This window comes from Psychromonas sp. SP041, from assembly GCF_000470315.2.
Classification (GTDB): domain Bacteria; phylum Pseudomonadota; class Gammaproteobacteria; order Enterobacterales; family Psychromonadaceae; genus Psychromonas.
Genome location: NZ_CBRF02000027.1, coordinates 21,348 through 47,460, shown reverse-complemented (window position 1 = coordinate 47,460; position 26,113 = coordinate 21,348). Strand labels below are relative to the sequence as shown.

At 35.4% G+C, this 26,113-nt stretch carries 17 protein-coding genes, 1 tRNA gene and 3 pseudogenes; 11 read left to right on the top strand and 10 right to left on the bottom strand.

Annotated elements, in window-relative coordinates; translation table 11 throughout:
• Positions 1-129 precede the first annotated feature (129 nt).
• Entirely contained in the window at positions 130-1,155 is a 1,026-nt protein-coding gene (gene serB / locus SP041_RS14640; RefSeq protein WP_025562946.1) for a phosphoserine phosphatase SerB, read from the bottom strand.
• A gap of 115 nt (positions 1,156-1,270) precedes the next feature.
• Between serB and SP041_RS14635 the strand changes: the two genes are divergently transcribed.
• The 3 genes from SP041_RS14635 (at position 1,271) to SP041_RS14625 (ending at position 3,528) form a co-directional block, all read left to right on the top strand.
• Complete coding sequence (locus tag SP041_RS14635) at positions 1,271-1,921, top strand: AhpA/YtjB family protein (protein WP_025562945.1); 651 nt, start codon at positions 1,271-1,273, stop codon at positions 1,919-1,921.
• A 117-nt stretch (positions 1,922-2,038) separates the two neighbouring features.
• Positions 2,039-2,114, top strand: a tRNA-Val gene (locus SP041_RS14630).
• A 172-nt stretch (positions 2,115-2,286) separates the two neighbouring features.
• The gene (locus SP041_RS14625) at positions 2,287-3,528 is read left to right on the top strand and encodes an integrase domain-containing protein (protein ID WP_025562944.1); all 1,242 of its coding nucleotides are present in this window, start codon (positions 2,287-2,289) and stop codon (positions 3,526-3,528) included.
• A gap of 909 nt (positions 3,529-4,437) precedes the next feature.
• Here SP041_RS14625 and SP041_RS14620 read toward each other — a convergent pair.
• Positions 4,438-4,692, bottom strand: a complete 255-nt coding sequence (locus SP041_RS14620; RefSeq protein ID WP_037048000.1) for an AlpA family phage regulatory protein — start codon at positions 4,690-4,692, stop codon at positions 4,438-4,440.
• A 476-nt stretch (positions 4,693-5,168) separates the two neighbouring features.
• The gene (locus SP041_RS14615) at positions 5,169-5,879 is read right to left on the bottom strand and encodes an ATP-binding cassette domain-containing protein (protein WP_051368429.1); all 711 of its coding nucleotides are present in this window, start codon (positions 5,877-5,879) and stop codon (positions 5,169-5,171) included.
• A gap of 1,824 nt (positions 5,880-7,703) precedes the next feature.
• Between SP041_RS14615 and SP041_RS14610 the strand changes: the two are divergent.
• Positions 7,704-8,870: pseudogene (locus tag SP041_RS14610) on the top strand (IS3 family transposase).
• Positions 8,871-9,542: 672 nt separating this feature from the next.
• On the opposite strand, the gene SP041_RS14605 reads toward SP041_RS14610, so the two are convergent.
• The 5 genes from SP041_RS14605 to SP041_RS14585 all read right to left on the bottom strand — a co-directional run bounded on the left by SP041_RS14605 (position 9,543) and on the right by SP041_RS14585 (position 12,938).
• Positions 9,543-10,799 (bottom strand): Y-family DNA polymerase, encoded by a 1,257-nt coding sequence (locus SP041_RS14605; protein WP_025566086.1) that lies wholly within the window; start codon positions 10,797-10,799, stop codon positions 9,543-9,545.
• Positions 10,799-11,209 carry a translesion error-prone DNA polymerase V autoproteolytic subunit gene (gene umuD / locus SP041_RS14600; RefSeq protein ID WP_025566087.1) on the bottom strand — a complete coding sequence of 137 codons (411 nt, stop codon included), beginning with the start codon at positions 11,207-11,209 and terminating at the stop codon, positions 10,799-10,801. Before umuD ends, SP041_RS14605 begins: the two co-directional genes overlap by 1 nt.
• A 145-nt stretch (positions 11,210-11,354) precedes the next feature.
• Positions 11,355-11,771 carry a hypothetical protein gene (locus SP041_RS14595; RefSeq protein WP_025566088.1) on the bottom strand — a complete coding sequence of 139 codons (417 nt, stop codon included), beginning with the start codon at positions 11,769-11,771 and terminating at the stop codon, positions 11,355-11,357.
• Positions 11,764-12,219, bottom strand: coding sequence for a tyrosine-type recombinase/integrase (locus tag SP041_RS14590; protein WP_025566089.1), 456 nt, complete (start codon positions 12,217-12,219; stop codon positions 11,764-11,766). The genes SP041_RS14595 and SP041_RS14590 overlap by 8 nt, the downstream gene beginning before the upstream one ends.
• Positions 12,165-12,938: a hypothetical protein gene (locus SP041_RS14585; protein WP_137297899.1), complete on the bottom strand. Its 774-nt coding sequence runs from the start codon at positions 12,936-12,938 to the stop codon at positions 12,165-12,167. The genes SP041_RS14590 and SP041_RS14585 overlap by 55 nt, the downstream gene beginning before the upstream one ends.
• Before the next feature lie 413 nt (positions 12,939-13,351).
• Between SP041_RS14585 and SP041_RS14580 the strand changes: the two genes are divergently transcribed.
• From SP041_RS14580 to SP041_RS14550, 7 genes are all read left to right on the top strand, one after another.
• Positions 13,352-13,984 carry a restriction endonuclease subunit S gene (locus tag SP041_RS14580; RefSeq protein ID WP_240791479.1) on the top strand — a complete coding sequence of 211 codons (633 nt, stop codon included), beginning with the start codon at positions 13,352-13,354 and terminating at the stop codon, positions 13,982-13,984.
• Positions 13,985-14,053: 69 nt separating this feature from the next.
• On the top strand, positions 14,054-15,571 hold the full coding sequence (locus tag SP041_RS14575) for a type I restriction-modification system subunit M (protein WP_025566092.1): 1,518 nt from the start codon (positions 14,054-14,056) through the stop codon (positions 15,569-15,571).
• Entirely contained in the window at positions 15,561-16,778 is a 1,218-nt protein-coding gene (locus tag SP041_RS14570; RefSeq protein WP_025566093.1) for a restriction endonuclease subunit S, read from the top strand. The genes SP041_RS14575 and SP041_RS14570 overlap by 11 nt, the downstream gene beginning before the upstream one ends.
• 12 nt (positions 16,779-16,790) lie before the next feature.
• Positions 16,791-18,716, top strand: coding sequence for an AAA family ATPase (locus SP041_RS14565; protein ID WP_025566094.1), 1,926 nt, complete (start codon positions 16,791-16,793; stop codon positions 18,714-18,716).
• The gene (locus SP041_RS14560; protein WP_025566095.1) at positions 18,713-22,015 is read left to right on the top strand and encodes an HsdR family type I site-specific deoxyribonuclease; all 3,303 of its coding nucleotides are present in this window, start codon (positions 18,713-18,715) and stop codon (positions 22,013-22,015) included. Before SP041_RS14565 ends, SP041_RS14560 begins: the two co-directional genes overlap by 4 nt.
• 5 nt (positions 22,016-22,020) lie before the next feature.
• Positions 22,021-22,872, top strand: coding sequence for a SprT family zinc-dependent metalloprotease (locus SP041_RS14555; protein ID WP_081695457.1), 852 nt, complete (start codon positions 22,021-22,023; stop codon positions 22,870-22,872).
• A gap of 5 nt (positions 22,873-22,877) precedes the next feature.
• On the top strand, positions 22,878-24,116 hold the full coding sequence (locus tag SP041_RS14550) for a hypothetical protein (RefSeq protein WP_025566097.1): 1,239 nt from the start codon (positions 22,878-22,880) through the stop codon (positions 24,114-24,116).
• A gap of 58 nt (positions 24,117-24,174) precedes the next feature.
• Here SP041_RS14550 and SP041_RS14545 read toward each other — a convergent pair.
• Together SP041_RS14545 and SP041_RS14540 are read right to left on the bottom strand one after the other, a co-directional pair.
• A pseudogene (locus tag SP041_RS14545) lies at positions 24,175-24,378 on the bottom strand (N-6 DNA methylase); the annotation flags it as partial.
• 323 nt (positions 24,379-24,701) lie between these two features.
• Positions 24,702-25,547 (bottom strand): annotated as a pseudogene (locus SP041_RS14540) (IS982 family transposase).
• Between the last annotated feature and the right edge of the window lie 566 nt (positions 25,548-26,113).

Genomic DNA, 26,113 nt, shown 5'->3' with positions numbered 1-26,113 from the left:
CTTAAATAAATAGCTTAGCTAAGTCATTTAAACAGAGTTTACATAAACCGTTAAAGCAGACAATCAATGCAAAAGGTTAAACAAGGCTGACACGACTAAGTGGTTCACCTTGTTTAACCTTAACTAACTTTAATGAGAGACTGAACTCGCGTTTAATAAACACAACGCACCGTCTAAATCCAAGTTATTTAATGCAACAGATGCTTTCTCTTGCACAATTGGCTTAGCATGAATAGCAATACCAAGAGAAGAAGCCGCCATCATCACCAAATCATTCGCCCCATCGCCAATAGCAACCGTTTGTGACATAGGAATGTTATAACGAGTCGCTAATTCCTTTAACGTACGGGCTTTAACATCCGCATTAACAATCTCACCCGTTACTTGACCTGTTAACGTATTATCAACGATCTCCAGCGTATTTGCATAAGCCGCATCAAACCCATGATCGTCTTTTAATCTATTAGCAAAATAAGTAAACCCGCCAGACGCAATAGCCACTTTCCAATGAGCCGCTTTTAAGCCTTTAACCAACTCAACTAAACCAGGCATTAATGGCATATTATCCGCCACTTCTTTAATCAAGCTTTCAGGAGCGCCGGCTAATTTCCCAACACGAGTACGTAAACTTTCATTAAAGTCTAACTCACCACGCATTGCAGCGGCTGTCACAGCAGAAACTTGCTCTCCTACACCATATAGACGTGCGATCTCATCGATACACTCCATTTGAATAAGCGTCGAATCCATATCCAACAACACTAAACCGGGTAGATTAAAATCAGGTAATTTAGCCACTAATGCAATATCACACCCCTTTTCACTAGCAAATAACTTGACGTTATCTTTTAAGCTCGCTTCTGACGCATTAAGAGATAATCTAATAAAATCAACACCTTCAACAGAGCCTAAATGTGTTAATTTAACTTGGGTAACGTCGTTATTAACTAATAATAAAGTTAATTCCACTAACAAGTCTGTGTTCAATTCTTTACCCATTAACACTAATTCAGATTCAGGTAAAAATGCCATATCAAGTTCATCATTAATTAAAAATAATGCATGATTATTGTCAAACTCTGATTGTAAATCAGAATGCCATTGCATAATTGAAAGAGAGTTTGTAGGAAGTTGAAGTGCTATAGTAGTTTCCACTGTAGTATGCCTATGGGTTAATTGCTGTAAATTCTGTGATAAAAATAAGACTCACAAGATAGCGATTGCTAATTTATAATGCAAGCATAGATAGAATAACTGGAAGGTAAAGCATATGAGTAATAAGTTTTTTTGGTTTACACGTACATTACAAATAGTAGCGATACTCGTATTATTTGCGGTTATAGCTTATCAATTCATTACCTTACAAAATGAATCGAATGCTGTGCGTTATCAACAAACCGAAAAATTCTCTTATTCTTTAACTAATTTAGCAGCAGCAGAAGCATCTCGTTACTTATCTCAAAAGAAAGAAAAAGATCTACAACTATTAATAGATGACCTAAGCGGCGACCCTATCGTAAGAGATGCCACCATTTATGATGAATTCGGCAAAATCATATACCAATCAAAAGAAACCTTACCTCTGCCATTACTCTTAAAGCTGGGCGACAAAGAAAGTGATGAGGCAGAAGGCGTTATCCCCTATATTGCAGAACTATACTCTGAGGACACTAAGATTGGTTATATACGTGTGACATTAGAGCAAGACCGTATATTAAGTTTAATCCAAAACTATCAAGAACGTGGTTTATCTATTTTAGGTCTGTTAGTTATCTTAGCGTTCGTCGCAGGCATATTATTAATGGCCGTATTCTATAAAAAATTAAACCGTTTTTATGAACAACTTATTTCTGAAGTACCAAAATTGATTGAACGCACTAAACAAGAAGCCGCAAAACTACAAAAAACGGAGCATAAATAAGCACTTAATCACCACAGTGCACAAAAATACATCAAACAAACTAATGTTAGCAAAGTTTTATTGACAGCGTCACCGATATGCAGCAAAATCACTTCACTTTCAACAGCTTCTATATAAGCTCGCTTAACTCAGTTGGTAGAGTGCCGCCATGACATGGCGTAGGTCACTGGTTCAAGTCCAGTAGCGAGCACCACTCTCTTGTTTCATAACGTCCCGTAAAGTACCCAAACACCTATTAAAGCCACTAAAATCAGCTATTTTAGCCTTTAAGGAATCCCAGAACGTCTATTACCATCTTGTAGAATCCACGTTTTAATGTAACACTCAATGTAACACATACACAAAATAGGATTCAGCGTGTTACAATGGCAAATAAAACAACCCCGCTTAATGCTACGCAAGTAGATAAATCAAAACCTAAAGAAAAAGAATATAGTCTTAACGATGGCAATGGTTTAGCGCTTCGAATAAAACCGATTGGAACAAAGGTATGGATTTTTAATTATCAACGACCAATTACCAAAAAAAGAGCTAATTTAACTTTAGGCAAATACCCTGCCCTTTCTCTGGCTAAAGCAAGAACTAAAGCAATAGAAGCACGAGAACTTCTCGTTGATGATATTGACCCTAAAGATTATAGAGATGAACAATTACAATCTAAACAAACAAAGTTAAATAACACTCTACAAATTGTGTTTGATAATTGGTATGCCGTTAAAAAGACAAGTATTAAAGAATTAACCGCCAGAAAACTAAAACAACGCCTCGATAAATACTTATTATCCTATATGGGTAAATCCCCAATTAATGAAATAACTGCTCCTCAAACAATCAAAGTACTACAACCTTTAGCGAATGAAGGGAAACTAGAAACAGTGGGGAGAATATGTCGTAATCTGAATGAGATCATGACTTTTGCTGTGAATACGGGAATTATCGAACACAATAGATTAGCAGGTATAGGTAAAGCATTTGCAGCTCCCAAAGTAACTAATCAAGCTTCTCTAAAACCTGAAGAGTTACCTAAACTATTAACCGCTTTAAACTATGCTAGCATTAAACTCATTACTCGCTGCTTAATAGAATGGCAATTACATACAATGACCCGCCCTTCTGAAGCTGCAGGTACACGTTGGGATGAAATTGATATAGATAATCAACTTTGGAATATCCCAGAAGAACGAATGAAAAAAGGAAGACCGCACACGATCCCTCTTACAGCTCAAACTTTAGCTTTGCTGCAAACAATAAAATCAATCACACCAGAAAGTGAATTTGTTTTTCCTGGCCATACTAGTCGCAAAAAACATGTCAGCAGCCAAACAGCAAATAAAGCATTAGAAAGAATGGGATTTAAAGGTCAGCAAACTTCACATGGCTTACGTGCACTTGCTAGCACGACTTTAAATGAACAAGGATTCGATGTAGACGTCATTGAAGCTGCACTATCACATGTAGATAAAGATAAAGTAAGAAGCGCTTATAATCGCACTGATTACCTCGAACGCCGCAAGGTCGTAATGAACTGGTGGAGTAACCATATTATAGAAGCATCTAATGGTTTTAACTCTATAACGGGATTACAAGCATTAAGAGTTGCAAGATGACAACCAACATCAGAAACTAAGTGGCAACACACAGCCACATATTACGCAAGCGCTTAAACTATAAATATAATTAAATCGACAATCAAATTCACGTATCAAAAAATTATATTTACACCTTACAAATTGAAGTATGGATACCTCAGTTTGATCAATACAAAAACAAAGCATAATGGCTATAATTATTACTAAAATAGAAAAATATAAGGAGCATGTCGTGTTTTATGTCTATGAAGCAGGAAGGATGCAATTCTATATCAAACCAGGTATGTGCCATTATTATTAAGAAGAGATGTTTCACTGAACCATCAATAAAAACAGCCATTTCTAATGGCAATATTTACTGAACAATTATGTTATCCACCTACTTTAATATATCTTCTAACATTAATAATAATTTTTCCTATTAAAGGTAATAAAACAGCTACTGAAAATATGTTTAGATAAGTCATTGGTAAAATAATATCAATAAGTAATGACGCTATACAATTGCTTTACGGGAAATTCCTTTTTGATTGCGGAGTCTTTAACATCTAAGTAACGAGCAACCGAAGAAAACCGAACAGATTTAAATGTGAATTTTGACCAATTAAAATAAGGATGTCACCAGTTATTTTTAAGTCAATATCACTTACACTTTCTATTCGAATCAAAATAGCTTTGTTTTTGATTCGAATAAAGTGCTTATTCGAATCATTCGTTCATTATCGTCAAAGTTTGTGCGTTTTGATGAAAATGTGAGATCACTTAGAGTGTAGACGTAAATTAATAAATTTTAGATTAATCTTTCTTATTAAAAGTTAAAAGCAAATCAATTATCTACTGCAATAAATTTCTAAATAATGAGTATTATAATAGCTAGTTGCTTAACATTTAAAATACTCATTTTATTAAATATTTTAGAAAAAAGTTTTATATTAATAGCTGTCTTTGCTCAATTAAGTCGCACACTATGCTCTTAAGAACATCATGGTTTTTCCCAGAAACTAAACCTCTTAGAATTGTTTGTAATTCACTTTCTACCCAGCCAACCGCTCGATCTCCAAGTGAAATTGGTGGAGGGTAAATGCCGATTTCAATTCGTTTATAAAAACAAGATCTGCTAATCCCAAACATATTACAGGCATCTTTAAGTCTAAGTATTTTAATTTTTTGTATTGGTTCCATATTTGAATTCTTATTCTAAATGTTAATAAAGCTTGCAAACTTTAATAGTCTTTAAAGCTTTAAATTAACTATATAATCCCATGTTTTTTTACATAGTCAACAAGAATAAAATTAAAAACCCAATTATAACAACAACTTATAGTTATGCCAATGATTAGGTAACTGTATTTTATAGGTATATAGAAAATACTGATTGAAATTTTTTTTATATTTATATTAAGTTTAAATTTAATTTACACATCAGGTACAGTTAATAACAAACTACTTTTCTAAGAATATTACATAAATAAACATTTGATTTAAATAAGCCAACTTCATTGATTATATTCGCTGTTGTACTTTTATAGTTTTGCCCACCAATAAATCGATATTTAGACCGTAATAATTAGCATATAACTTGTTCCTACAGAAAACATACATTCCAATATCCACTTAAATATTTTTACTTCATCACATTCCTACTAGCTACAACGCGATTAGTTAGCAGCTTCAGAAATAATGCTAATTAATTGCAACTTCATGTTTCTATTGAAAATTTCATATTTAGTTAACTCTTCCTTCGCATTACTCCAATAAATCGGATTTACTAACTCATGAATGTCTAATAAGGACTTAAAATCACGTCTGCTATTTAGTTTTGCTATAGGTACAGCTTGCATAAGTCTTTTTGTGTAGCTATGTCGCGGGTACTGTACAACTTGTTCAGTAGGCCCCATTTCCAATATCTTCCCACAGTCCATTACTGCAACTCTGTGGCATATTTGTTCAATCACAGCCATATAATGTGAGATAAATAGAAAACTAATACCTAGTGTTTTTTGTAAATCTTGCAATAACTCTAAAATTTGAGCCTGTAATGTTACATCTAAAGCAGATACAGATTCATCAGCGATAATTACTTTCGGTTCAGAAGCGATTGCTCTAACGATAGAAATGCGTTGGCGTTGGCCGCCCGAAAATTGATGTGGATATCGGTCTAAAGCACTATCATCTAAACCGACTTGAAATAACAACTCTGAAACACGTTGCCTGACTTTATCTTTGGTTACTATTTTATGTAATAATAAAGGCTCTGTAATTAAATCAATTATCCGCTTTCTTGAATTCAATGAGGCATAAGGATCTTGAAAAATCATTTGTATGTTTTTACGTATATTTCTTAATGCCGAACCTGACAAACCATTCATTTCTGATTGTTATAATTTAACACTCCCTTCAAAATTAATTAAATTCATGATTGCTTTACCGGTTGTTGATTTTCCATAACTACTTTATCCAACGAGCCCTAAGGTTTCAGCAGGCATAATGCTGAAACTTATATTGCTAACGGCCCTAATTTCAAAATTCTTGCGACTAAAAATGTCCTTAAAAAATTAAAAAAAAAGGCTAAAATAAAGCTGTGTCATAGCTTTATTTTAGGCTTCGTTACCAATGAACTTTTACTTGAGGCTTATATCTTGCACGCTTTTAGCTCTTAAATTGTGCCAAATAGGTGCATATATACAGAATGCTCATTTATAATATGTATATAACTGGTAAAGGAAGTTTCATGCCAAATTTAAAATTTTATTAGAATTATTTAGAAAGATAAACTGAAAATTCACATTCTAAAGTATGCAAATTGACGTTTTAGATTAAAGTCCAAATACGAATTTAAGACTCGCGAGGATAACCTTCTGCTCTAAAGTCATATACCCATTTACTGCTTTTGAGATCTAAATACTCTTAGAACGTTTCCTTCCTACACCCATTATGTTGCATAGAAATATTGCCAAACCAAGATATGATATGCTTTATTTTCTTTTAAAAATCATAAAAAGTTATAAATAGTTTAGTAAACAATGGATGGTTAGATTTATCATCTATAAAAGATCGAAATTTAAAAATTCACAAAACAAAAAAAATATATTATAACTATTATAACTATTGTAATTATTATAACTATTATATAACTAATATAAGAGATAAATGCTCTTAAAGTAGTTTTTTGGTTATAACAGTTAAAATACACTAATAATTTTACTGCCGTTATTGGCAGATCAACTGCCACTTCCGGCAGTTTAACTTCCATATCCGGCAGATCAATTGCTAATCATTCACACACTTATACTGTGAAATCATTTTTATACTGCAACCAACGAGAGTGAAATCAACTTTTCACCACTCTCTCCCACTGTGAAATTAATTTTAAACCCCAACTACCGACAGTGTTTACAACTAGTTCAACTCAATCTATTTATTTTAAATCTAAGACAGATTATTCAATAAACTGAAAAGGAGTGTCTGTTCTAATCAATTTATATTGCATGTCGAAAGATATATGAGCAATATGATGACAAACTAGAATGTTAAGAATTTTCAGACACTCCTAGTAACTTGGTGGTCATGTTTTTGATTTACAAATAATACTGCGAGTGCAGTAACGACGAACATAAAAGTATGCTAATTGGCTTCGCAAAGTAGAATATAATAAGAGTCAAACCTTTTACACCTAATCATGGTCATGTTGTACCAGCAAAGTGTCAAACCTTATACACCCTAATCATGTTGATGTGGTCCCATAAAAGTGTCAAACCTTTTACACCCTAATCATGTTCATGTGGTCCCATAAAAGTGTCAAACCTTTTACACCTAATTATTAGCATATTGCACCAGGAAAGTGTCATACCTTTTACACCCTAATCATGTTCATATGGTCTCTGAAAAGTGTCAAATCTTTTACACCCTAATCATGTTCATATGGTCTCTGAAAAGTGTCAAATCTTTTACACCCAGTAATGAGTATGCCATCTAATAAAAGTGTCAAACCTTTTACACTCAGTAATGAGCATGCCGTCTAATAAAAAGTGTCAAACCTTTTACACCTAATCATGGTCATGTGGTACCAGCAAAGTGTCAAACCTTTTACACCCTAATTATTAGCATGTTGCACCAGGAAAGTGTCAAATTGACGTGGTTTAATTGATACGACTAACCCAGTTAAGACATAATTGATTCAACTGGAGATTAAAATGAAAACACGTCAAACCTATTCAAAAGAATTCAAACTTGATGCTATTGCGCTAGTAAGGGAACAAAATTACAGTACTGCTGAAGCAGCTAGAAATTTAGAGCTTCCTCCTCAGATTCTGGGACGTTGGATAAAAGAAGCAGAAAATGACGATGGTCATGCATTCAGAGGAAACGGTAAGCTCACACCTGAGCAGGAAGAGATCCGCAAGCTAAAAGCACAAGTTAAACGCTTGGAAATGGAACGTGAAATATTAAAAAAAGCGACGGTCTTCTTTGCCAAAGAAACGAAGTAAAATACGCGTTTATTGCCCAGAATAAGAAGATCTGGCCTGTGATATTGAAGTGTCACATGTTGGGTGTGAAAAACAATAATTACTACAGTTATCAAAAGCGGAAGTCTCTGAAACCAGTAAATACAGATCACCAAGAGATGCTGCGATGGGTTAAGAATATTGCCGAGTTTAGATAATACCTACGGAGAAAGACGTATTCAGTAAGCATTAAATGCCCTTGATTTCGGCGTTGGGCGTAGGAAAACAGCACAACTAATGAAAGAAGCAGACGTTTGGGTGCGGTATAAGAAGAAATATAAAGCAACAACGAATAGCGATCACAAGAGGCCTGTATATGATAATGAACTCAAACAGGATTTCGATGCTCAACATCCGAATCAAGCATGGGTACAAGATATCACGTACATATGGACTTCTGAGGGATGGTTGTATTTAGCCGTCGTAATCGATTTGTACTCTCGTAAAGTTGTTGGCTGGAGCATGGGTAGCAGAATGAAAGCACAGCTTGTTTGTGATGCGCTCACCATGGCTATATGGCAACGCAAACCTAAAGCTGGCTTGATAATACACTCAGACCAAGGCGTTCAGTATGCGAGTCATCAATATAGACGGATACTGAGATTGCATAAGTTTGTAGGCAGTATGAGTAAAAAAGAATGTTGCTGGGATAATGCAGTAGCCGAAAGCTTTTTCGGTAGCTTGAAGCAGGAGAGAGTTCATTGGCGCAATTACAAAACACGTTATTCGGCTCAGCAAGACGTCTTGAATTACATCACGATGTGGTACAACAGCCAACGAATGCATTCATACATTAATTATCAAAGTCCGAATGAATTTGAGCGTATGGATAAAGCATTAAAAGAAGTAGCTTAACGAACTTAACTAGGGTGACCGAATTCAGTTGACCAGGTCAAACCTTTTACACCTAATCATGTTCATATGGTCCCAGAAAAGTGTCAAATCTTTTACACCCAGAAATGAGTATTCCGTCTAATAAAAGTGTCAAACCTTTTACACCTAATCATGGTCATCTGGTCCCATAAAAGTGTCAAACCTTTTACACCCTAATCATGTTCATATGGTCCCAGAAAAGTGTCAAATCTTTTACACCCAGTAATGAGTATGCCTTCTAATAAAAGTGTCAAATCTTTTACATCCTAATTATTAGCATGTTGCACCAGGAAAGTGTCAAACCTTTTACACCCTAATCATGTTCATGTGGTCCCATAAAAGTGTCAAACCTTTTACACCTAATCATGGTCATGAGGTCCCATAAAAGTGTCAAACCTTTTACACCCTAGGTAATTATTATTGAATCAGCAAAGTTTATTTAAAATTAGGCCATTTCAGGCAAAGCCTGGACACTAAATATATTAATTAAGCAACAATCTATACTACCGAAGAAAAACTATTAGAAAAATTTTATTAAGTTTCACACAGAATAATATTCAACAATAATAAATATTAACGAAGAAGTATTAAAAATCTTTTTTTATCTGCTTTGAAAAAATCTCATGTTATGCATGACCTTTATTGGTAATTATTTTAACAAGAAATATACGGAATGTGATGCCAGTTAGTGGTGTATTGAGGTGTCAGCAGGTTTCTACGCATTGCCCATTTTTCAGCGATCCCTTGCGCTATAAAAAATGCGCTATTAGTGCCATAGCGTTGATTAATATTATCAAGCACATTCATTAATGGCGCATTTCCATGTGGGGGATTAAATAAATCCCACTGCTGATGTGTTTCACTGCTTAAATTGAGTAACCCAACGCCTATTTTATAATAAGCAATGCTTGGATTAAAAATAAGGTAAATATAATCACTTATTGCTTTAAGAAAATGAGTAGTATCATTAGTAGCAGGATTAAAATGATGTAAAAATTTATAGCTACATGGATTGTCATCAAAGGGACTATTCGCCGCAAAGACTAATAACGTACCGCATAATGAACCTTGCTTTCTGGCTTTTTCAGCGGCGATACTCGCATGCTTTGCTAATGCTTGGTTTAGAGATTCAATACTTGTGATTCGCGCTCCTAAACTTCTTGTAGAGAATATTTGTAGTTTGTCGGCTCTGACGCTATCCCATAATTTGCAAGCCGTACCATTCAACTCTTGAATCGTTCTGTCTAATTCCACATTAAAACCAACAGGTAGGTTTTTTATATTCAACTCACTTAACTGGCGAACGTTTACAACACCATTTTGCTTTAGTTTTTCATTCGTTTTTTTACCAATACCCCATACATCGCTAGGCGATAGTTGTTCAAACACTTCTTGTTTAAATGCATTGTCATCAAATACACAAACACCATTAAATCCGGGCCATTTTTTAGCAACGTGATTAGCGACCTTTGCTAAGGTAAGTGTTTTCCCAATACCAACACAAACAGGTAAACGCGTTTCTTTCCAAACAGCAAGACGTATTTTTTGAGCATGTAGGGCTAAATCTGGGATGGCCTGATTACAACCATTAAAATTTAAGAAAGATTCATCAATCGAGTAGATATATTGCTCAGGGCCAAACCGAGCAATGACTTGCATCATTTTGTGGGATAAATCAGCATAAAGCTCGTAATTAGAAGAGCAAACAATGATGCCGGCTTGCTCACAAAATCGTTGTACTTTAAAAAATGGTTGAAATTTTTTGATGCCTAATGCGAGTGCTTGTTTATTCGCAGCAACAATACAGCCGTCGTTATTAGATAAAACAATAATGGGCTTACCTCGCCATTCAGGCCTAAAGACTTGCTCTGCACTACAGTAAAATGAATTGGCATCAATTAAAGCAAACACTAAATATGCGCCTCTAAAAGCTGGCTAGGACGGTGACAGCGGATAGAGCGGATAACCACCCCTTCAATCGTAAATTGGTCATTTTCATTAATTGGAATTGTTTTATATTGTTTGTTTGCAGAGAGTAAAAGACGCTCTTTTATATTGATAATTTTACAAATAAATTCACCATTCAGGTTGGCAACAATGACATCGGCATCTTTTGCTGTGACATGGCGGTCAACAATCAAGACATCACCACTAAAAATACCAACACCCTGCATAGAATGACCATACGCTTTGCCAATAAAGGTAGCGCTTGGATGCTCGATGAGCAACGCATCGAGACTGAGAGGAAGTTGTAGATAATCACTGGCAGGACTTTCAAAGCCGGTAATTCCTGCACTTGCTGTAATGGGAATAAACTTCATAATTAATCACTGTATAAAAAAACAGTTAAATTATATGATAGATAAATATAAGTGCAAGTGGGTATTAAAAAATAAATGCCTAGGACTGTTTATCTTTTAAGTTTATTTTTGTGACAAGTTGCTGGCTTTATCTACAAGGCTGAGCTTATGATGTGTAGTTATTCCAAATAAATAAGCAAAAACGCAGTAGATGTCCGAGTCGAAAGCTTTTTCTATACCAATGTAATAAATCAATGTCGGTATCAAAAACCTTTACAGCACTGGGTCTTATTACAGAAGGCTCCATACATTTAGCAAAGTGAAACAAACAACGTCTAAATAGCACATCGTCACCTTTATCTAATTGCTCAGCCAATATTTCAAAGTTCAACCACTTGTCATCAGTCAGAAAAACATGAATATCATCCAGTATTGTCTTGGTTTCTGAGCGTAATATGGCGTATTTTAATAATAAATTTTTAAAGAGCCTTAAATGCAATAGCACTCGTTTAGCATTTTCTTCTGTCATAAAAGCAGCAAGCTTGGTTGTGAGGTTCGACAAATCAATAGTTTGATCAAGCATTAGCGTCTGCCTCGATCTCTGCTTTAAATGCGTCTTCTTGTAACGGTGCAACAAACTCACCAAACAATTTGTCTACCCAACTTGCCATTTGCTTATCAAATGTTAAAGAACGAGCAAAGTTGATATATTTTTGTGTTGTCGAAAAATCAGCATAACCCATTAACTGCATTAGTTTGAATTGCACAAAGCCAATAGGCAGGTTTTTATGGATCAAAAAGCCAGCAAGGTTTGTGGCAAATGTTGATCGCAAGTAGTGGAAATCACGTTTCAATACCTTTCCAACAAGCCTAAGTTCTTTACGTACTTTAGAGATCACATTTCCAACTGATTTAGGTGACATAAAATTGCCTGAGCGATTTAAGAACAAAGGCGCATAATCACAACTGCCTTTGGCTAATTGCCACTTCGAAAGTCTGTGTTGATGCTCTTCATCGTTACGGTTAACCATAATGATGTTATTAATCCTTTTGAAACCATGATGGTGCGTTCTTTATCGTACTTACCAATAATAGTGACGAAGTAAATAGATTTATCACTAAGAGCAGGATCAACAACATGGTTAGCTTCAAAAGTTGCCACCTCATCTGCCCTAAGTCCACATTGCACCGCTAAATCTACTCTTAATCTTGGCCCAAGTTTACTTAGTGCATTACTGGTATAAAGTAACTGCAACTCATCTTGATCATATGGTGATAAACTCGTATCGGTAGATTTTTTCTGCTTGTATTTTTTGGGGATCAATAGATCTGTAGTGGTGACAGTAAAGCCTTTTTCTTCAGCACCATATTGAGTGAACAATAAATGAATGTTGCCGTCTTTACGTTTTTTCTTAATCACTTTTGTTTTATATTTGAAAGGAAGCTTCTCAATGCGGTGTTGCTTTCTAGCCCATTCGTAAAATTGACGCACATGATTGATATACAAATTTGCTGTATCTCTATCAATTTTCTTAGTAATAATCTGATCAATAAGGTACTTACGATAACGATACACAGGCAACCAATATTTAGATTTATCGCTATCACTCACCGCATATACTTCATGCCAATCAACGTTATGTAATTCTATCCATTGTAAAAATAAAGACATCGAATTTGCCAATGAATGCATGGTAACAAGCGACACCCGACCCAAAGCGTTCTTTTTACCGCCTCGCTGGGGTGGCATAAACAAACCTTTGTACCTGTGTTCCAAAAATAAGTTAATTTCTAGCGCATCTACAACTCGCGTTAGTGATAATACTCTTGGAAATCGATCAACAATATGATCTTGATGGAACATAACTATGTGCTTTCCATTCTCATCAACATCAGAAAAATAAGGCAACTTTCCTAAATTAACGGTTTTTTTACAACTTTTGGTAAATTTCCGCTCATATTTAATGATCCATTTCAATATAGCATTAAATATGGTGTCGAAATGAATGCCTGTCAATACAAATTGCTATATTTAAATACTGCATAAAATGATTGATATTTACTTGCATCTAAGTCAATATAATTAAGGATAAATTAAATAAGTGTCAATAAGTGCCTTCAAAGTACTTATTGGCTAGATATGTTTGCCCATAGATCAATAAAATGCCCAACAAGGTTAAAAATCTAATGAATACGAGTATTTATGACGCTACTCATGGTACTAGGCTTGGTGATATTGCACATATCTGTTCAGGACACCCATTTAGGGGCTCTATAGAGCCAGATATCAATGGTGATGTGCATGTTGTACAGGTTCGAAACACAAAAGCCACTGGTGAGATAGTTCAGGATGAATTGATCAAAACCACGCTAACAAGTAAAAAACAGCCCGATTGGTTAAAGTCTGGAGATATACTCTTTGTGGCAAAAGGAGCCAAACATTATTCCGCAGTGGTAGAAGACTTACCAAAGCAAACGGTGTGCTCACCACATTTCTTTTTAGTACGAATAAAACTAGCATTTAAAGAGTTAGTGACGCCAGAATTTATATGCTGGCAACTAAATCAACTCCCTGCACAGCGCTATTTTCAGACAACGGCAGAAGGCTCACTTTATTTGAGTGTACGTAGGCAAATTTTAGAATATGTGCCTATTACAATGCTGCCAATAGAAAAACAACGACAATTAACAGCTATGCACCGCTGCGGAGTAAAAGAACAAAAAGTATTACAGCAACTCATTGAAAACAGACAACAACAACTTGATGCGATTGCATACAAAGCGTTAACAGCGTAATGAGCAATCAAGTTGATAAAAAACAATCGACTAAACAAACGAATCTATAGTTATACAAGGAATAAAAAAATGCCAAATAGCCAAATCAATCAGGACGATATCAACAAAGCAGTATGGGCCGCTTGCGACACCTTTAGAGGTGTTATCAACGCAGATACCTACAAAGACTTCGTGTTGACCATGTTGTTCTTAAAATACATCTCTGATATTTATAAAGACGATCACAGCAAGCTAGTTGAGCAATATGGCGATAATCCGAAATTAATAACAGCCATGATGTCTAAGCAGCGTTTTGTATTACCTCAAGGTGCTAGCTTTTGGGATTTATACGAACAACGTCACCAAGCAGGTAACGGGCAACGTATTGACCAAGCACTACATGCTTTAGAAGAAGCCAACGGCACTAAGCTTAAAAACGTATTCCAAGACATCAGTTTTAATACCGACAAATTAGGCCAAGAAAAACAAAAGAACGATTTACTGCGTCACTTATTAGAAGATTTCGGCAAAGACATTCTTAACTTAAGCTCGGAGCGTGTGGGCAGTTTAGATGTTATTGGTAATGCCTACGAATTCCTCATTAAACACTTTGCCGCTGGCAGTGGTGCCACCGCAGGTGAATACTACACTCCGCCAGAAGTTTCAGACTTACTCGCAATCATTTTAGAGCCAGTTGAGGGTGATCAAATATGTGATCCGTGTGTCGGTAGTGGCTCATTATTATTAAAATGTGGCGCAATGGTGCGTAAAAACTCAGGTTCAAAAAAATATGCGCTATTTGGTCAAGAAGCCATTGGTGCAACTTGGGCACTAGCCAAAATGAACATGTTCCTGCACGGTGAAGATAACCACCGTATTGAATGGGGAGACACTATTCGCAACCCTCAGTTATTAGATAAAGACGGTATAGGTTTATTACACTTTGACATCGTCACAGCCAACCCACCATTTTCTCTTGAAAAATGGGGGCATGAAGATGCTAGCAGTGATTCATACGGCAGATTTAGACGAGGCGTACCACCTAAAACCAAAGGTGATTATGCGTTTATCAGCCACATGATTGAAACCCTTAAACCAGAAACAGGTCGCATGGGTGTAGTTGTACCGCATGGCGTGTTATTCAGAGCATCATCTGAAGGTAAAATTCGTCAACAACTTATTGAAGAAAACTTACTTGATACCGTTATAGGTTTACCAGAAAAACTATTCTTTGGTACAGGTATTCCAGCCGCTATTTTGCTCTTTAAAAAGCAAAAAACGGATAATAATGTGTTGTTTATTGATGCCAGCCGTGAGTTTAAATCAGGCAAAAATCAAAACCAATTAACACCAGATAATATTCAAAAAATCATCGATACTTATAAAGCCCGTGAAACTGTTGATAAATATGCTTACCTAGCCAGTTTTGATGAAATTGCTGAAAATGATTTTAACCTCAATATTCCTCGTTATGTTGATACCTTTGAAGAAGAAGCTGAAATTGATTTGGTGACAGTACGTACTGAGCGTGTTGAGCTTAAAAATGAACTCAATACCCTTGAAGCAGAAATGGAAGGCTACTTAAAGGAGTTGGGTTATGGTGCCTAATGGATGGGAAAATAAGCACTTATACGAACTAAGTACAAAAATCAGTGATGGAATTCATTCAACTCCTAAGTATGTTGAATCTTCTGGTATTTATTTTGTGAACGGTAATAATTTAAAAAATGGTTCAATAAAAATTACTGAAGGAACTAAAAACGTTTGTGCTGAAAATGCGGAAAAACATTGGCGCGATTTAACTAATAGGACAATCCTAATGTCTATTAATGGCACTATCGGCAACCTAGCATATTATAATGGAGAAAATGTGGTTCTTGGCAAGAGTGCTTGTTATATCAATGTAGCCGAGTGTACAGACGTAGATTATATTTACTACGCTTTAAAAAGTTCCAAAACTCAGTCTTTTTATACATCTGAACTGACTGGTTCAACGATTAAAAATTTGTCGTTAAAAACTATCAAGTCTACAAAAATTTTAACCCCACCACTCCCAGAACAACAAAAAATCGCCACTATCCTTGGAACTTGGGATAAAGCGATTAGCATCACCGAGCGCCTAATCGACAACAGCAAGCAGCAGAAAAAAGCCTTAATGCAACAATTACTCACAGGCGCTCATACCCAAAGAAAGCGCCTACTTGATAATTCAGGTAAACCGTTTGAGGGTGAGTGGGAAGAGATTGAAGTTGGTCAACTCACCAAGATCTATGATGGTACACACAGTACACCAAAGTATGTAGAGAAAGGAGTTCCCTTTTATAGTGTTGAGCACTTAACACGCAATGATTTCTCACGTACAAAGTTTATTTCTGAAGACGTATTTGAAAAAGAGAACAAACGAGTGAAGCTAGAAAGAAACGATATATTGATGACAAGGATCGGAGATATTGGAACAGCCAAGTGTTTGACTTGGGATGTACAAGCTTCTTTTTATGTTAGTTTGGCTCTTTTTAAGTCTAATGTGCAATTCGATTCCAACTATCTAACTTATTACATTAATTCTAAAGAGTTTCACAGAGAATTATGGAAACGAACAATTCATGTAGCCTTCCCAAAGAAAATAAACTTAGGTGAAATAAGTCACTGCTTTGTAAAACTACCATCACTAGAAGAGCAACAAAAAATAGCAGCTACGTTAACTAATTCCCATAAAGAAATCGAATTACTAGAACAACAACTTGCCGATCTAAAACAAGAGAAAAAAGCGTTAATGCAGCAGTTGTTAACAGGTAAGCGCAGGGTTTTAGTCTAGGGATTGACGGTTATGAAATTAAGAATTAGCTATATAAATTTAAAGAACTTCAAAACATTCGCAGAGATTTCTATACATCCCAATCCAGATTTTAATATCATTATTGGTGAAAATAGCTCAGGTAAATCTACCGTTTTTGAAGCAATTCATTTGTGGGAAAAGTGTTATCAAACTTATATTCTTGGCTCAAGAAAAGGATTTTACAAGGTCAAAAAATCTACTAATCGATATGTAAACTATCAAGATTTAGACTTTCTAAGGATAACGAAAGACGAAGACTTATTTCATAACCCTAAAGATCCTGAGCTTGGAAAGTGTTCTGAAATTACTATTGCCTTAACCAATGATGAGGAAGAAGCTCAAACTTGGAACTTAGGGTTTAAGGTAACTTGTCCAAGCTCGATAGAAAATGCTTTTTATCGTGTCCAGCCAACAGATGAGGAACAGTTTACCGCTTTTGCTGAAGCGTTTTGTGGCGCAGGTAAATTTTTAGATGAAGCCATTTTTATTTATCAAACTCGACCTGTGGCTGGAGTCCATCAGTTTGAGCCATATTACAACGAGGCCCAAATTAAGAAGAAAATACAAAAAGGCTCTTCTCATGAAGTTTTAAGAAATAAAATCATATCTAAAAGAAAGTCCATTTCTGACCTAGAAGCAAGTATTTCAGAAATAGTTGAAAAAGAGGTTAAATTTACCCTACCACCAACTACCAGACGAGAAAAAGATGAATATGTCCGCCTTGATGTTTCAGTTAATGGTTCTAAACCATATGATCTTCATTTACAAGGCAGTGGCTTTTTACAAATAGTCGAGATATTAGCCACCGTTGAATTTATTGATGCTCCTTTAAAACTACTATTAGTTGATGAACCTGACTCACATATCCATTCTAAACTGCAACAAAATTTATTGAATCACCTAAGAAAGATCGATCACAACCAGTTTTTTGTCATCAGTCATAATGACCAATTTGTTACAAATGCTGGAGAAGGAGAAGTTTTCTTTTTAAGTGATGACGCTAAGCATTCTGGTTCACTAGAGCCAATTGATATTACAGGCTTTGATGCAATAAAGAATGCTCTTGGTGGAGTAATATTATCGCTAGAGTTATTAAATCAAGCTAAACATATAGCTTTTGTTGAAGGGAGCGATGATGCTAGTTACCTTCATTTGATTAATCGAAAAATTAAAGAGATTCATCCTGTTCAAGGATGTTTGTCGGAAGTAACTTTCTTTCCTTTAAGAGGAAAAGATAATATTGTCAAAAAGATTGAATATAACAAGCGTACATTATCATCCTTAATAAAGGGGAAGTCGTGGAATGCAATATTTGACAGAGATTTCTCAACAGCAGCTATTGATGAAAGTCTGAAAAATATAATCATTGGAAAAAAATGTACTCCACATAGTCATGAAGGGTATTGTATTGAATCAGTGATCTTTTCAGATATAACAATATTCAAAAGGTATATTTGTTCATTGATTGACTTTTTACCTGATGCTGAGACAGAAATTCATATAGTAGATCTATTACAACAACTCTCCGCTGATATACGCAACCCTGATTCACCATTAAATAAATCTGTCGAAGAGCGTTTCAATGGACAGAAAAACAACAGACCTGAGTTTGAAAACTTACAGTTTGTTGAAGTTATGCGCTCTTGGTCTGACGATGGTCAATTTAAACCAGAACGAGTGATGTCAAAACCGTTGATTAGAGATTTCGTGATTCAACTTGAATCCAAAATAAAACAGTCTCTTTTTATTAGAACTTCAAATAAAGATGAAGAAGTAGCATCAATACTTTTTAATAAATATATCGAATTTATAGCATCAATTGATGATTTAGTTCCATCGTTAAAACAGTTGTTCACTCAGCTTGGCGTACTTGCTGTGCCAGACAATGAAGCAAATGCAGAGGGACAAGGCGCATGATAAATAATACACTTAATTTCCAAGAAGAATTTAGCTCAAAAATCCCTGCACTAACCTTGCTTACTAATTTAGGTTATCAATTTATTCCGCCTAGTGAGTGTGAAGCCTTACGTGGCAATCCATTTGTGGCAGATAAAAAAAGCACCCATCAAGTGGTGTTAATGCCTGTAATGCGCGAGTTTTTAGCTAAACAAACCTTTCCCTTTGCTGGCAAACAACACAAGCTCACTGAGGCCGCAATTGATAAAGTGATGCACGAGTTAAACCCAGCAATGAATTTAGGGCTTAAAGCCGCTAATGAAAAGCTCTATAACGCTATGATGTATGGCGTGAGTGTTACTGAGTTTGTTGATGGAAAAAAAGCCTCTCCGACTATTCAGCTTATAGATTGGCACACTATCGAAAACAACCAATTCCATTTTACTGAAGAATTGGTTGTACAAAATGCTGAAGGCACTGGTAATCGCATTCCTGATATCGTTTGTTTTGTAAATGGCTTACCTTTAGTGGTGATTGAGGTAAAACGCCCTGACTCTAATAAAGAAGGTAAATCGACCAATGCCGAGGCAATTTCTCAGCAAATTCGCAATCAAGGACAGCAAGAAATTCCACACTTGTTTGCTTATAGCCAGTTACTGTTATCGGTTAATGGGCACGAAGGTTTATATGCTACATGCGGCACACCTGAAAAATTCTGGGCAAAGTGGAAAGAAGAGTTAATACCTGAAGCTGAGTTTGTTCGCTTAAAAAATCGTAGTCTTAATGATAAACAGCTTAATAGTTTGTTCAATCATCGACCTGCTTACGCTAAAGATGACTACTTATCGTTAATATCCGCAGGTGATTTAATCGTTACCGACCAAGATAGACTGATCATCAGTTTATTACGCCCTGAGCGTTTACTTGAGATGACCCGATTGTTTACTTTGTTCGATAAGAAAGCAGGCAAAATTGTCGCTCGTTATCAGCAAGTATTTGGCATTAAAGCTTTAGTTGAACGCATTAATACCTTTGACGCAGCAGGTGCTCGTGAAGGCGGTGTTATTTGGCATACAACGGGCAGCGGTAAGTCGTTTACTATGGTGTTTTTATCCAAAGCCCTTGTTTGGTTGGAAGAGCTATCACAAGTTCGTGTGATCATCGTAACTGACCGAGTTGACTTAGAAGATCAGCTTAGCCGTACTTTTGCCTCTGGTGGTGTACTGACTGACAGAGATAAAAAAGATGCTATGGCAACATCTGGCAAGCGTTTAGCCGAGCAAATTGGTAAAGGTAATGAACGTGTTATCTTTTCAATCATTAATAAGTTTGGTTCAGCCATTAAGCAAAAAGAATGCTTTAACGACAGTCCCAATATTATTGTATTAGTAGATGAAGGTCATCGCAGTCAAAACGGTGAAAACAATATTCGAATGCAGCAAACACTGCCCAAAGCTGCCTTTATTGCATTCACAGGTACGCCACTATTAAAAGATGATAAGACCGAAAACAAGTTCGGTAAAATTATTCACTCTTACACCATGCAACAAGCCGTTGAAGATAAAACCGTAACGCCTTTATTATACGAAGAGCGCATTCCTGAGTTAAACGTGAATGACAAAGCCATTGATGCTTGGTTTGAGCGCAGCACCAGTAAATTAAGCGAAAAACAACGAACTGATTTAAAGAAAAAGTTTTCACAAAAAGGTCAAATTTACCAAGCTGAAGGCCGAATTGATCTGATTGCTTATGATATTTCTGATCACTTTCAAAACTTCAAACAGCAAGGTTTAAAAGGCCAACTGGCCTGTGACTCTAAAGCCTCGGCTATTCGCTATAAGAATGCATTAGATAAAATAGGATCTTTGACTTCTGTTGTAGCTATGTCACCGCCTGATACCCGTGAAGGCCATGACGTTGTTGATCAAGACAGCAAAGACATCGTTCAAAACTGGTGGAAAGGTAACGTAGCGCAAACCTATGGGGGCGATGAAAAAGCTTACACAAAAGCCATTATAGAAGATTTTAGCCGTGACGATGGCCCAGACATCATGATAGTGGTCGATAAGCTACTAACGGGCTTTGACGAGCCTAAAAATACGGTACTTTATATCGACAAGCCACTTAAAGAGCACAATCTGATACAGGCTATTGCACGCGTAAATCGTTTACATAGTAAAAAGCAGTTTGGTTACTTAATTGATTACCGTGGCATTCTTAAAGAACTAGATACCACCATTGAAAAATACCAAGACTTGGCTGAACGCACCCAAGGTGGCTTTGATATAGATGATCTTAAAGGTTTGTATAACCGCATGGATACGGAATATAAAAAGTTACCAGGCTTACATAGTGAGCTATGGGATATTTTTGCTAATGTTAAAAATAAGCAAGATGGCCCTGCATTAAGACAAGTATTAGCCCCTAAAGTACAGGATGTAGATGGTAAACTGATTGATACTAATCTTAAAAAGCGTGATGACTTTTACTCTGCCCTGACTGTTTTTTCTAACTGTATTAAGGTCGCTTTACAATCTGCTAGCTACTTTGAAGATAAGTCTTTCGATAGCAAACGTGATTTGTATAAAAGTGACTTAAAAGCCTTGGTAGATTTACGCAAACAAGTGCGTGAAGATGCCAATGAAACCGTCAATTACGATGAATACGCTGAAGATATCCGTAGCTTATTAGATAAACATATTGCGGGTATTGAGGTAAAAGAACCTGATGGTGCTTACTTGGTTGGTAATCTGGGTAAAAACGTCAAGCCACAAGATCTGAGTGATGATGAAGCTCGAAACCAAACAGACAAGATCACGGGCCGCATCACCAAGATGATTGAAGAAGATCTTGCTGATGACCCTTATGCACAAGAGTATTTTTCTAATCTGTTAAAGAAAGCGATTGAGAAAACCAAAGAAATGTTTGATGCGCCAGTTAAACAATACATCTTGTTTGCTGACTTTGAACAAGAAGTAAAGGAGCGAAAAATTGCCGATATACCAAACGACTTTACCGATGATTCAGGCAAGTTAAACAAACATGCCCAAGCTTATTTTGGTTTGTTTCAGCATGTGTTTGGCGCAGACTACTTAATCGAACAATCATTAGATAATGAGAAATTAGTAGAGTTTGCTTTTAATATTGATGAAGTGGTTAACAATGCAGTAGCTGAATACTCTATCAACCCTGCCGAAATTGAAAATGCCATCAGTATGAAATTACTGCCGATGTTATTTGGCGATATAGGTATTGATAACGCTGAAAAGCTCATTGAAGCAGTGCTTAAAATTACCCGCCTTGGTTTATCAAGAGGTTAATGGTTATGGCGAATTCATTAACAGGTGCTAGTTCTTCAATTGCGGCTGACATTGTTACTAAAAAAAGCAACACTAAAACGGATGAGCGTGGTGCTTTTTATTATGGTAATGACATGATTCATTATGATGTGATACGTAAATCACAAAGTAGTAAATTTAGTTCTAGTAAAGCTGTTGCTCGTAAGGTGGTAATAAAGGTGCATCCCGATCAACGTGTGGTTGCAACAGTGCCACATGATGCCACCGATGATTCGATTCAAGATGCGATGCTAAAACGTGCCCGATGGATTTGGCAAAATATAGAAGAATTTGCAAAGCAAAAAGATTACGTTTTACCCAAGCGCTATGTCAGCGGTGAAACCCAGTTTTACTTAGGCAGACGCTATGTTTTAAAAGTTCTCATTGATTCTGAGCAAGTGTCTAACGTTAAGCTTAGTCGTGGTAAATTGAACGTAACGCTTAAACATGAAATAGGCCAAGATAATGATGATCGGGTAGTTAAAGTTAAACCACTAATAGACAAGTGGTATCAACGTAAAGCTAAAGCAATTTTTCATGAACGCTTAAATAAAATGTTAACTAAAGCGACATGGGTAACAGATATTCCATCATTTAGAGTGATGGCTATGAAGAAGCAATGGGGAAGCTGTTCTACCAAAGGTAATTTGATGCTCAACCCTCATTTAATTAAAGCCCCTAAAGAATGTATTGATTACGTGATATTGCATGAGCTTTGCCATATTGAAGAACATAACCACAGTGACAAATTTTGGCGTTTGTTAACCCAAGTAATGCCTAATTGGAAAGAAGTTAAATCCAAACTGGATGATATGGCGGAGATGTATTTGAATGAGTGACTATCATGGCTAAGCCTATATACACATGGAAGAAGAACCTTAAACCACAAGTTCTATTAGATAAGCTATCACAAATAGTTCAAGTAACGGCAGATGGAAAAGTGTCATTTGTTGGCTGGGATTATCATGAAATCATTGTTGCGTTAGAAAATATGGTTGAAATTAAAAACGCTTCACGAGATTTATACTTACCTTCTCTCATATCTAAAGCTGTTACTCAGTCGGCAAAAGAAAACCTAGACAACAACACTGTACTGGAAAACTTGAATAGATTAGCAAGAGATCATTTAGCTACAAAAATTAAAAATTATAGAGTGCTTACTTCATTATCACTACCTCTGTCATACCCACAAAAAAAATTCAATGTCGGCAACAGTCAAATTCATATTGTTGCTGACTTCCCGAAAAAATATCAGGTACAAAGAAATGATTTATTATCACAAGCAGATGATATGTCAAAAAGTAATGGTTCAGACACCCATTACTCAAAAGTTATTGTTTACTGCAAATCGAAATCACCTTATGGCGCAATTAAACAAGCGCTTGAAGATTTAGATCTATGGCGTGGAATATTATGTCTTTTCACTAACTATAAAATGGAAATGGTCGGTGACTCGTACAAGCCAGTTAATACTATTAGGCTTGGCAAATTCCATACATTACATGAAGAGAATGGCAATGCCGCATTGAATAAATTGTATTGGTTTGAACCAAACTTTGTATCCGCTAACAATTCAAAATTGAATAATCCTAAATTACTTATCAAGAATACTCTTTTTTTTATAAACACAATTGCAGAACATAAAGATAAATCACTTCTGACCGAAGGAGTTGTTCGCTATGTCAGATCTCTTGATGAAAAAGATCAAAACACTGCGGTAGTAAAATTATGGGCTACTTTAGAAACTTTAGCGACCAGAGGTGAAAGCAACTGCGATGCAATATCACGAAGAATTTCTTTTCTCTTTGAAGAATATAATTACCATGCTCAGATCTTAGAGCATATCAGAGAGTATAGAAATTCAAATATTCACTCAGGTTTAGAAAATCAAAATGCTAAAAACTTCGCATTTCAACTTCAGTTTTATTTTTATAGATTGTTTCTATTTTATGTAAAGTCTATAAAGGATTTTAAAAGTATTGATGAAGCGAATAAGTTTCTTGATAGCCCGAAGGAAAAAAATAAAATAAAGGAAGAAATTGAAAAGCTAAAACTAGCCTTAAAAATGCATGGCAAAGAGTAACAGTTTATGCAGCTTTATGAAGGTGGCATTCGTTGGGTAAAAATAAAGATGACATTATATAGAACTCACCCGCTTTTTTACCCGCACCACTGGCAAACTGACCAATCAGGTATTCATAAGCATCGCCTAATACATCAATCTCAGTATCATCAAGGCAGAAGTCAATCTCATCTAAATGCCCTAAGAATGTGGTGATCAGTTCATTTTTAGCCTTTTCACTTTTTCCCAGTTTATTAGAGGTTAAATCGATATCATCAAACAACTGTTTATTAATACCTTTTAAATAAATCTACTAATTTGATAACCTTTTATGAAAACAGAGCTAAAAAATGATTTTTAGTAACAAGGTTCATAAATTATAAAAAAGTAAAAAAACCCCAAAATTGATCAATAAATAAGCAAATAAACACTATTTACAATTATTTACTGTAAATTTTTAAAAAAGTGTCCTCCTCTTATATTTGAGAACAATAAATTATTTAAACAGAGTTGCTAGTTTGTTTAACCTGAGATCTGGATAAGCAATAGCATTTATCAAACTGCCTTCATCTCTAATTCACTTTTAGATACCTTAATACGTGGCTTTTACTTATTTTAGGCAATAAGCCACTATTCCTGAAATAACATTGAGCATAAACCCTTTTTCACTTCGGTGGGGGCTATGCTCTATTTAATATATGTTTTTTAGTTGGTTATTAACCGTTTCTATTATTTATCTCTTTGATAACATAGCTCTATCGAAAGCTGATATTACTATTTTTTTCATATTCTTACGAACAGTCGTGACTAAATCAATATCTGACATCTTTAGTTTTTCTTTTACTTATTTCCAATATCCCTTATCTGCATATAACTTACCTGCTAGATTTCTACATAAATCAGGTATTGGTGTACCGTCATTCGTGCTACCTGGACTAATGTTTAACGCAAGGATTTAACCTTGATAATTACTTAAAAGGTGAAGTTTAAAACCGAAAAACCACGCCATCGTACCTTTCCCACGTTTTTCTGTCTTAGCAAATACTTTATTACTAGGAATTCTAATATTGTGGCATCCCTTAAGACTTGTCGAATCGACAAATGCAATCCCTGTCGGTTTACCTTTAATTGTTTGGAAATAAGCACACATAGGGGCAATAAGTTCAGACATAGTATTGATAAGACTGGTATAACTTATGAGAGTTGGAAAGTACTCTGTCCAATATCGTTCAACTAATCCGATGTAGAAGTTCTTGAAATCTCTGTGATTTGATTGATAAAATGAGAACATAATGGTCATCCTCTCACCGAAAGATATTGCCGAACTGCGTTTTCGCTTACGAATCCCATCAGTGATGAGTTGTATTTCCAATTGAGGTATAAATCCAATTGAGGTATAAATTGATGACAAAAATTATCCACATCACAAAATAATTCTACTAAGTTATTCATCTGCCCACCTTATGTTGCTTTCAAATCGTTATTGGTCGAAAGATCTGATCGCTAGGTGGGCATTTAGTTCAATTCCTTAAGCAGAATTGAGGTTATTTATTAAAAAATAATAATTGCTTTGTTTAATATATCGTTGTTTTTTTATCGCGAAGCGACGCCACCGCATTGCGGTGAAATAATCGAGTTGACTAAAAGAAATAAACGCCTACTTAATTGTAATAATTTTTTATTCAATAAATATAACTTTATTAAAATCAGATAGTACATTTAAACACATTTTAAATAACCCAATGAATACAATAAGAAAACTAATCAGAGCAAGTGGATTAGGTAAACTCGCTTAAATTAAGTCGAACGAAGTGAGACTGGCAAAATAATACATTTGAAAGCAAAAACACAAAAAACTAAAGCATTAGGGGGACTTCAGCATTTAAGTGCCCATCGATAAACTTAAGATGTACTATCAATCAATGAAGATAAAGAGAAGGTAAAATTCATTAACGAAATTAATTATTTAATAATTGATTTCTTTTTTTATTTTTTGAATTACACAAATAATCTACATT